General features: G+C 42.0%; 8 protein-coding genes and 1 pseudogene. 6 read left to right on the top strand and 3 right to left on the bottom strand.

Annotated elements, in window-relative coordinates; translation table 11 throughout:
* Positions 1–19 precede the first annotated feature (19 nt).
* On the top strand, positions 20–790 hold the full coding sequence (locus ACX1N5_RS09815) for a tRNA threonylcarbamoyladenosine dehydratase (protein ID WP_458801609.1): 771 nt from the start codon (positions 20–22) through the stop codon (positions 788–790).
* Positions 791–944: 154 nt separating this feature from the next.
* Here the strand turns inward: ACX1N5_RS09815 and dusA are convergent, their stop codons facing one another.
* Positions 945–1961, bottom strand: a complete 1017-nt coding sequence (gene dusA, locus ACX1N5_RS09820) for a tRNA dihydrouridine(20/20a) synthase DusA (protein WP_458801607.1) — start codon at positions 1959–1961, stop codon at positions 945–947.
* Positions 1962–2094: 133 nt separating this feature from the next.
* Here dusA and ACX1N5_RS09825 point away from each other — a divergent pair, with 133 nt between their 5' ends.
* Positions 2095–3243: a tyrosine-type recombinase/integrase gene (locus ACX1N5_RS09825; protein WP_458801605.1), complete on the top strand. Its 1149-nt coding sequence runs from the start codon at positions 2095–2097 to the stop codon at positions 3241–3243.
* On the opposite strand, the gene ACX1N5_RS09830 is transcribed toward ACX1N5_RS09825, so the two are convergent.
* Entirely contained in the window at positions 3227–3499 is a 273-nt protein-coding gene (locus ACX1N5_RS09830) for a pyocin activator PrtN family protein (protein WP_458801603.1), read from the bottom strand. The two genes, ACX1N5_RS09825 and ACX1N5_RS09830, sit on opposite strands and share 17 nt — an antisense overlap.
* Before the next feature lie 18 nt (positions 3500–3517).
* Positions 3518–4099, bottom strand: a complete 582-nt coding sequence (locus tag ACX1N5_RS09835) for a hypothetical protein (protein WP_458801601.1) — start codon at positions 4097–4099, stop codon at positions 3518–3520.
* A 136-nt stretch (positions 4100–4235) separates the two neighbouring features.
* On the opposite strand from ACX1N5_RS09835, the gene ACX1N5_RS09840 reads away from it, so the two are divergent.
* The 4 genes and pseudogenes from ACX1N5_RS09840 to ACX1N5_RS09855 all read left to right on the top strand — a co-directional run bounded on the left by ACX1N5_RS09840 (position 4236) and on the right by ACX1N5_RS09855 (position 6601).
* Complete coding sequence (locus ACX1N5_RS09840; RefSeq protein WP_458801599.1) at positions 4236–4862, top strand: J domain-containing protein; 627 nt, start codon at positions 4236–4238, stop codon at positions 4860–4862.
* Between the two features lie 131 nt (positions 4863–4993).
* Complete coding sequence (locus ACX1N5_RS09845; protein ID WP_458801598.1) at positions 4994–5341, top strand: hypothetical protein; 348 nt, start codon at positions 4994–4996, stop codon at positions 5339–5341.
* Positions 5342–5352: 11 nt separating this feature from the next.
* Positions 5353–5736: pseudogene (locus tag ACX1N5_RS09850) on the top strand (DUF932 domain-containing protein); the annotation flags it as partial.
* On the top strand, positions 5729–6601 hold the full coding sequence (locus ACX1N5_RS09855) for a recombination directionality factor (RefSeq protein WP_458801806.1): 873 nt from the start codon (positions 5729–5731) through the stop codon (positions 6599–6601). The pseudogene ACX1N5_RS09850 and the gene ACX1N5_RS09855, both read left to right, overlap by 8 nt.
* Positions 6602–7202 lie beyond the last annotated feature (601 nt).

Below are 7202 nucleotides of genomic sequence, written 5' to 3' on the forward strand. Positions count from 1 at the left end.
TTCCTGAAATGTTAGTGCTATGACCGATCTTGCTCATGATGAATATGACCGCCGTTTTGCAGGTGTTGCCAAAATTTATGGTGAGCCGAATTTCAATCAGTTTGAACAAAGCCATGTCATGGTGATCGGGATTGGCGGTGTGGGCAGTTGGGCAGTGGAAGCCTTGGCACGTACAGGCATTGGACGTTTAACACTGGTCGATATGGACGTGATTGCATCATCCAATATTAACCGCCAGTTACCTGCTATCAGCTCGACACTGGGGCAGGACAAAGTTGCGGTGATGGCAGAGCGTTGCCGCCAGATTAATCCGCGTATGCAGGTCAACGTCATTGACGATTATCTTAGCCCTGAAAATGTTAAAGAACTTTTGATTGATGTGCCTGATGTGATTCTGGACTGTATTGATGATGTCAAAGCTAAACTTGCCTTGATGCTACATTGTCGTTTTAACAAGATTCCGTTGATTGTGTCAGGTGGTGCAGGGGGCAAACTCGACCCACTGAAAATCCGTGTGGCGGATTTGTCCAAAACAGAGCAAGACCCGATGCTGGCAAAACTGCGCGCCCAGTTGCGCAGTAAAGGCATTTGTAAAAAGCCCAAAGAGAAGTTTGGCATTACCTGTGTTTACTCGATCGATAATCCATTTTCCAGTGCTGATGTTTGCTCAAGCGCGGGCTTGCGCTGTGGCGGCTATGGGTCTGCGGTGGTAGTAACGTCAAGTTTTGCCATGATTGCGGTGGCTGAAGTGCTGAAAAAACTCGAAGCACTTCGTAAAAAATCAGTTTGATGTCCGATTGGTGCATACAGTCACCGTAGAGCTGTATGTATATTTTTTGATTACATTTAAACGCGTCTTTTTAAATGTATAGAGCAATATATTTACAAAAATGGAAACAAATGGTCAGCAGTATCAACATGCTCGATACTGTTGACCAAAATATTTAAAGCTGCGCTTCTCGTAAATAATCTTCAGTGCGTTTCATCGCTGCCTGAATGTTCTCAATCGCATGTTCAACATCAGTAAAGGTTTTGGCATTGCCGCCACTCAGTGCCTGACGCCATTTGCGTGCGCCTGGCAGGTTCTGGAACAAGCCTAAAATATGACGGGTAATAATCGACAAAGGCGCACCTTCGGCAAGACGTTGCTGAATGTAAGGCAACATCTGCTGCATGATCTCAAAACGGTCAGGCATCTCCAGATTCCACAGCTCGCCCAGTTCTGCCAGCAAATATGGATTGTGATAGGCTTCGCGTCCGATCATCACCCCATCAACATGTTCTAGATAGGCTTTGGTTTCAGCAACGGTTTTTATCCCGCCATTAATTTCAATAAACAGATGAGGACGATCTTGTTTTAAGCGGTAGACATCTTCATAGCGTAAAGGGGGAACTTCACGGTTTTCTTTGGGTGATAAGCCTTTGAGTAATGCAATACGGGCATGTACCACAAAATGCGTACAGCCTGTTTGAGCCACGGTATCAACAAAATGTAGCATTTCGTCATAAGACTGCATGTCATCAATCCCGATGCGGTGTTTGACATGTACAGGGATTTGCACGGCATGTTGCATGGCTGCAATACATTCTGCGACCAGTTCAGGTTCTGCCATGAGACATGCACCAATTTTATTATTTTGTACGCGGTCGCTTGGGCAGCCAACATTCAGGTTAATTTCATCATAACCCCAGTCTTGCGCCATTTTGCTACAGGTCGCAAGTTCTTTGGGATCTGAGCCACCCAGTTGCAGCACAATCGGGTGTTCTTGCTGATTGAAGTTTAAATGACGTGGCGCATCACCATGAATAATTGCACCCGTGGTCACCATTTCGGTATAAAGCACGACATTTGGGTTAAACAGGCGAGCAAAATATCGATAGTCTTTGGTTGTCCAATCCATCATCGGGGCGACACTGATTCGTGGAGATTTAGTGGTTTCAATGTTTTTGATATTAGTCATTAAAAATCATACCTTTAATCAATATTTCACAACCTGCGTGAATCTGTGTAAACCCATATTTAGGCGGGGTAATCGGTTTGCATTTACACCAAATTTTACACCATAATGGAAAAAATGGTTTTTGGTGTAAATTATGGGGTCAATTACAGCTAGGAAATGTGCTGATGGAGGTGTTACCTATCGTGCAGCAATTCGAATTAATCGAAAGGGCTTTCCTACTTATTCTGAAAGTAAAACATTTCATTCAAAAAAGTTGGCTGAAATCTGGCTTAAGAAGAGAGAAGTTGAAATTCAAGAAAACCCAGATATTTTGCTGGGTAAGGAACAGTTAATTGATCTGACCTTATCCGAAGCCATAGATAAATATTTGGATGAAGTCGGGAGCGAGTACGGAAGGACGAAACGCTATTCTCTGCTCTTAATCAAGAAGCTGCCAATCGCGCGCAATATTATCACAAAAATAAAATCAGTACATTTAGCTGAGCATGTTGCTTTAAGGAAGGGTGGTATTCCTCATCTTGGCTTAGAGCCGATTGCTACGAGCACTCAGCAACATGAGTTATTGCATATTCGAGGAGTCTTATCACATGCTGCTGTAATGTGGGAGATGGATATCGATCTGAACGGATTTGATAAGGCAACAGCTCAGTTAAGAAAAACTCGTCAGATTTCATCAAGTACCAAACGTGATCGACTGCCAACAAGAGATGAGCTAGTAGCTTTGACGAAGTATTTCTCTGAACGCTGGAAATCAAATAGATATGGGTCAAAGTACCCTATGCATTTAATTATGTGGTTTGCGATTTTTTCATGTAGACGAGAGGCGGAGTTAACTAGACTATTTTTGCATGATTATGATCAGTACCATTCAACATGGAAGGTACACGATCTTAAGAATCCAAATGGTTCAAAAGGTAATCATAAATTTTTTGATGTTTTGGAACCATGTGAAGTAATTATTAAACGGTTGATACATCTAGATATTCGAGAGCGGATGTTAAAGCTTGGGCATGATGGAAACTTGTTATTGCCCCTGAATCCAAGGAGTTTGGGTAAAGAATTTAGAGAAGCATGCCGAATGTTGGGAATTGAAGACCTACGTTTCCACGATTTGAGACATGAAGGTTGTACTCGATTAGCTGAACAGAGCTTTACTGTTCCTGAGATTCAAAAAGTTAGTTTGCATGACTCTTGGAGTAGCTTGCAGCGATATGTATCAATTAAAGCAAGAAGAAATGTTATACAGTTAGAGGAGGTGCTACGCCTCATTGATGAAACGTAGCAAAATCTTTGGAAGCTTCTGAATACTTTTTGTCTAAAACATCTGCTAAGTCTTTAACGTGCACCAGAAAAGGTGCGCGTTTACTTTGATCTATCTTAAACACAGAGAAAGGAAATTCTTGATTATTTGCCTTTCTCAATGCTTCGGCTTTACTCAGATGAGGATAATAGTCAGCAACTACTGCCATCAATTCAACAGCCATAGAGCGATATTTCATAAAGAGGTAATCAGCGGTGTTTAGCTGGAATATTCCCATGATTAAACTCGCATCGCATTAGTCAAATTTTGAATAAATGATTTGGAAAGTAGATTGCAGCTCATTCATTCTGTATAAAATGTCTGTACCTATTAGATAGCCTTTTAACCATTTCATCTGTTCCTTAAAGTCTTGGCTTTTTTTGTTAAAGCGGTTGATTCTAAAAAAACCGTTTAGGCATGACATTTCATGCTGAATGGCATAGCAGCTACTAGACTCAACTGTATGTTTTAGACTCTTAAAAAAATGAGAATCAGAGAACCCGTAAGGATCATCAATGAAATCCTTCTGAAGTATTACGATTAAACGTACTCTCATTCGTTGATTCAAGCATGGCTCTTTTTTTAAAAAGATTGCTAAGAACTTCTCTGGCTCAGATTCATGAATTAATGTTGATGACTTTTCAGCTATGAGTTTGATGAGATTATCAAATTGTAGTGAGTCATTTTGAATGGAACTACTTTCTAGAGTGAACTCTTGTAGCTCGAATCCAGACACATTTTTTATTATGTTTTTAAAACATTTATCAAAAGCTTGCTCATATGTTTTAAAAGATGCTTTCCAGTTTTCTTCACGTTCAAAGAAAACACGTGTTTGCATAGTAAGCTGCAATTCCTTGAGGAAAGACTCTATATTGCTCGAATTTTGATATACATATTTGCCCAAGGAAATTAAAGGGTGCATAGTTAATGGTGAAATATTTCCATTACTCCATACTCAGGGGCTGGAAGTCTTTGTGAGTGCCTTGCATGTCCTGATTTATATAGCGACCAAATTCAAAGGGCCATTTTCGGCAGACAGTTTTGCCCTGATGCAGGATCTGTTAAAAGCCTGTGATCTGGAACGGCAGGTTGATTTAAACCGTATGCTGCAACAATCTCGACCAGCATTTATTATCGTTGCACAGCAGTTGGCAAAAGGCTCATCACAACTGAGCGATATGCAGAAACGGCTGCTGTTTAAATGTGCAATCCAACTGATGTATATCAATCAGTATGGTTATTTGGACTTTCAAAGACAGACCGAGGATTTTTGCACCTTCCTCAATATTAGCTTCCCAGATGTGCAAAAGGCCATTGAAGAAGCTTTAACAGAGCAAACACAACAGACTGAGGAAACAGCACCCGATGAGGATGTTGAACCTCTGAACGATGAATTGCTTAAAGCCTGTCAACTCCTAGACCTCCAACCGCATCAGTTAAATTCCAGTAGCCTGCAAACAGCCTATCGACGCAAGATCGCTGAATTTCATCCCGATCAGTATCAAAGCCTACCTCAGGCTGTACGACAGCTGATTGAACAGCAAGCCCAGCAGTTAAATCAGGCACGTGATCTGTTACGTAGCTACCTACAGGCTGGATAAATCTCAATTCAAAAGATTTGACTTACATATTCTCATCATGTACCCGCAGCAGCTCCGTGCTGTTACGGGAAATATGATCTGGATTTGCCAATCGGCAAGTCTATACATGTTGAAGAATCAAGGAGAATCTAATGTCAAAACCGACTTGCCCACATTGTGGTAGCCAAAAAACACAAACACTTAGCTTACCCACCACAACGGTACTGCCTTCTGGTAACAACACACCACAAATCTTGCACACCATTGTCAGTTATGCCCTGATGGGTGCAGCCACTGCACAGAAATTTCGTGCCAACCGCCAACCGTGGGTACTACTCGCAGGAGTTGCCGTGGGGGGAGTGATGGGTTGTGTGGTGAGTTATCTGAATCAACAAAATAACAGCAATAACCAACATTCACTACATTACCACTGTCAGGAATGCCAGCAACAGTTTACAACTGCCTCAAGCAATGCCTCATTCAGCACCCTCTGGTCATAAGGAGTCATCGTATGGCACATCTACTTGAACAAATGGCCTATGTCGGTGAAACCCCTTGGCATGGTCTGGGCAATTCACTGACACCTCATCAACCGATTGAAGTCTGGGCACAGCAGGCAGGCATGGACTGGCGGATTGAATCCTCCAATGTCAGCTACATGGCTCAGAATGAGCGTGGACACAGCATCATTCTGCCCTATGAAGAACAACGGGTACTATATCGTTCTGATACCCATGCACCACTTTCCGTAGTCAGTCAGCGTTATCAGGAAGTCCAGCCCTTGGAGATTCTGGAGTTCTACCGTGACCTAACGGAACAAGCAGGCTTTGAACTGGAAACCGCAGGGGTACTCAAAGGCGGTAAGAAGTTCTGGGCACTGGCGAAGACTGGGCAAGGTGGTGGAAAAGAATGGTAAACGCCTGCCTGAAAAAGATGATCAATTTACCATTACCAGTCAAATCCACAGTAAAGAGGGTTGGGTTAAACATCCCCTTGATGAACAGCTGCGCGCCAAATCGCCCAATCAGAAACTCAGAAGTATTCCAGTCCGCATGCTGTTTGATGATCCAGAACTCAATCTACGGGCTGAATACACCTTGTTTGACCGTCAGACGGGACGACCAATCTGTATTGGTGATGGTGAAAGTTGTCAGCGTCGAACAGGTAACGGGGTTGAACAACATCCTTGTCCATCGCCTGATCTGTGCCCACTGGCACAAGGGGGACAGTGCAAGCCTTATGCCCGTCTATACGTCAACTTGGATGAACAGGATGAGCTGGGTAGCTTTGTACTGAGAACCACAGGTTTTAACAGCATTCGTACCTTAACCGCACGGCTGCGTTACTACCATGCGGCAGTCAATGGTTTGCTGTCCTGTTTACCGTTACAACTGACTTTAAGAGGGAAAAGTACCAGTCAGAGTTATGGCACACCGATCTACTATGTGGATTTGACCTTAAGAGAGGGAGTTAGTTTGCAACAAGCCATTATCGAAGCTAAGCAACTGCAACAAGAAGCCCAAGCTTGTGGGTTTCAACAAGAGTCACTCGATCAGGTGGCAAGACAGGGTTATGCCAATGCAGTATTTGATCGGGATGAGGGAGAGGATGGGGTAGAAGTTGTGGGGGCGTTTTATCCAGAAAATGAGGTCTCTAACCAAGACAATAACAACGTTTTATCCAGCAAGATACCAATCGAATCACTATCCACATATGAGTTACAGCAACAACTCAAATATGGGGTATCCACTGTCACTTGAGCTTGCCGCTTTCCAGTCCTATGGACTGGAAAGCGTAATGAACTAGATCATTTTTTATTTTAAGGTAGAAAAAGTCTACTTGGGAATAATGCTACTCATATCAGTTTTTAAATTCAATGTCTTATGCTGTTAGTGTCTACTCGATTTATATGAATCAGGTTTTTTTACATGGATCTTAACGTTAGGAAATCATTGCTTAATCAATGTTCTACATTATATCCTTTTATCAATTTTACCTAAAGTATTAACCTCTGCAAAAATGGAGAGGTAACTGACGAATTTGGGTTGCCACCACTCTCACTCTCTATAAAAGTTCATACATCAACTTATTTTCTAAAAATCTTAATTATTTTACTGTACTTAATCTATGCAAATTATCCGATGAACATGTATATTGCACAGCAGAATTTAACCCTCGTATCTCAAGCAGTTCGATGATCAACTTTTATATCTGGTGTATCAAAGATAAATGTGATGAGCTTTGGGTTAAATACAGTGGCTTTGTGATGCCATATTGTTGTTTCTATTCAGAAATGATTATTTCTTATTAGTAACATGGATGATGACTAACTCGATATCGCACTCATGCTCCGATCTTTTT

Source organism: Acinetobacter sp. ANC 4636 (assembly GCF_054454555.1).